Genomic DNA, 1939 nt, shown 5'->3' with positions numbered 1-1939 from the left:
GTCCAGCACTCGAACTCAGCACGTCTGACGGCTGGAACCAGTCGCGCGCTCGCCACAATGTCCAGCAGCCATGCCGCACCATTACGCACCAGATAGGCCGCACCATCGGTCAGGATCAGACCCATCGTGTAGCGATAATACCGGGTCGTGCCGATAAACTGTGCCAGGGTCGCGCCCGTGATCGTTTCAGGTTGAGCGTCAGCCAGCGTTGCAGACATGTCTTTATCCCTTCGTGATTTTTTGACAGCCTGCTACCTGCCGGGACGACGGCCGTGCGCTCAAACGCGGCGCGTAGCGCCGGGAGCGAAGCCCCACCGTTTGAACGCACGGTCCCGGTCTGGCAGGCGCGCTTTTTGTCTGTGTTGTTGGAATTTCTTGCTAGTATTTCGGTCGGCCCAATTGTGTCCTCTGTGGATGGCTCCCGCGTTGCAAGAGAAAAATGACATATTGACGTTGATCAGGAGCAGTCTTCTGTCCGGCCTGTTTGTGCAGTCGGTTTTAGACTGCTGGCCCTGATGGGTTCCGCGAACAAAGTCCCGTTCTATTTCTCAGGCTATGATGCCTTGGACACAAAGTGGGTTGTCTCTGTTCTCGGCCTGACCGATATCGCCATCATGTCTCCTCGCTCCTGCAACCTCCTCCGGTCGGTGTGAACCGACCGATCCCGTTGTTGTCTGTCTTCCCGATTATGCGGTGATCGCTGGCACGTGATTCGCCTGATATGTGTCACCACGTGTCAGCAGCGCCCATATAATGCGGGCCATCTTGTTGGCCATTGCGACGGTCGCGACACGCATCGGTTTTCGTTCCAGCAGGGCAGCAAACGAAGGTGGAACGCGATCAGGACGAATTTTGAACTGCCTGACCAAAGCTGTTGCTCCGACAACCAAAAGTTTGCGGAGATACTTGTCGCCCATTTTCGAAATTCGTCCCGAACGTTCTTTGCCACCGCTTGAATTCTGTAAAGGCGTCAAACCCAGCCACGCCGCGAATTGACGCCCGGATTTAAACTGGCCTGGGTCAGTAACGGCTGCGGCAAACGCTGCGGCGCCGACCGGTCCAACACCAGGCACTGTCGTCAGACGATGTGCGACATCATTCGTGCGGCACAGGACATGCAATTGACGATCAACATCACGAATCTGCTCGTGAGCAAGCAAAGCCTGCCTTGCCAGAACCAGCAGCATGGCATGAGCAGGTTCTGGCAGATCCATGCCCATATCACCATCAAGAGATTTCTCAAGAAGGTGTAGGGCATTGTTAATGCCCTGAGGGATACAGATCCCAAACTCGGCCAAATGCCCGCGCGCCATGTTAATGAGTTGTGTGCGCTGTTTGATGATCAGGGAGCGTACCCGATGGAGTGACAATTCCGCCTGCTGTTCGCGTGATTTCACCGGCACAAAACGCATCGTCGGTCGCATGACGGCTTCACATATCGCTTCAGCATCGGCAGCATCCGTTTTGCCGCGCTTCACGTATGCTTTCACATAGGCTGGAGGCATGAGCCTGACGTCGTGGCCGAGCTTCTGCAGCTCCCGCGCCCAATAGTGAGACGTGCCACACGCCTCAATGCCAATCAGGCACGGCGCAAGTTTGGTAAAAAATGGAATAACTTGCACCCGACGCAACGCTTTCCGCACTACAACGGTACCCGCCTCATCGATGGCATGCACTTGAAAGACGTTCTTCGCCAGATCAAGACCAATCGTGGTAATCGTCATATTGGGTGGCTCCTCTGCCAGAAGGACACAATGATAATGTTCTCACCTTTGGCACTATAAATACCGTGAGCGGGAGCCATCCACCCCATCTATTTCTGCGCGGCTATTCTGTTTTTTCTGATTGCAGGCAGGCGGTTGTGCCTCCCTGCATTGGCTTAGGCAGCAAAACGGCGGGCTGGAGGCGCACCACTCAGCACCGCGCGAGCGTGGAGTGT

Annotated in this window: 2 protein-coding genes; both read right to left on the bottom strand. The window is 55.5% G+C overall.

Annotated elements, in window-relative coordinates; genetic code table 11:
- On the bottom strand, positions 1–218 hold a 218-nt coding region (locus tag GOB83_RS14575; protein WP_338420643.1), incomplete at its 3' end, for a DUF6876 family protein.
- A gap of 468 nt (positions 219–686) precedes the next feature.
- Positions 687–1724, bottom strand: a complete 1038-nt coding sequence (locus GOB83_RS14570; RefSeq protein WP_165926620.1) for an IS110 family RNA-guided transposase — start codon at positions 1722–1724, stop codon at positions 687–689.
- Positions 1725–1939 lie beyond the last annotated feature (215 nt).

Origin of the sequence: Acetobacter fabarum (assembly GCF_011516925.1) — a bacterium.
Taxonomy (GTDB): Bacteria; Pseudomonadota; Alphaproteobacteria; order Acetobacterales; family Acetobacteraceae; genus Acetobacter; species Acetobacter fabarum.
The sequence above is the reverse complement of the archived record's forward strand: the minus strand, read 5'-3'. Positions and strand labels throughout refer to the sequence as shown.

What these genes read in the sequence shown, in the direction of transcription:
- GOB83_RS14570 (WP_165926620.1), bottom strand. Translation starts at nt 1,724, where the DNA reads ATGACGATTACCACGATTGGTCTTGATCTGGCGAAGAACGTCTTTCAA.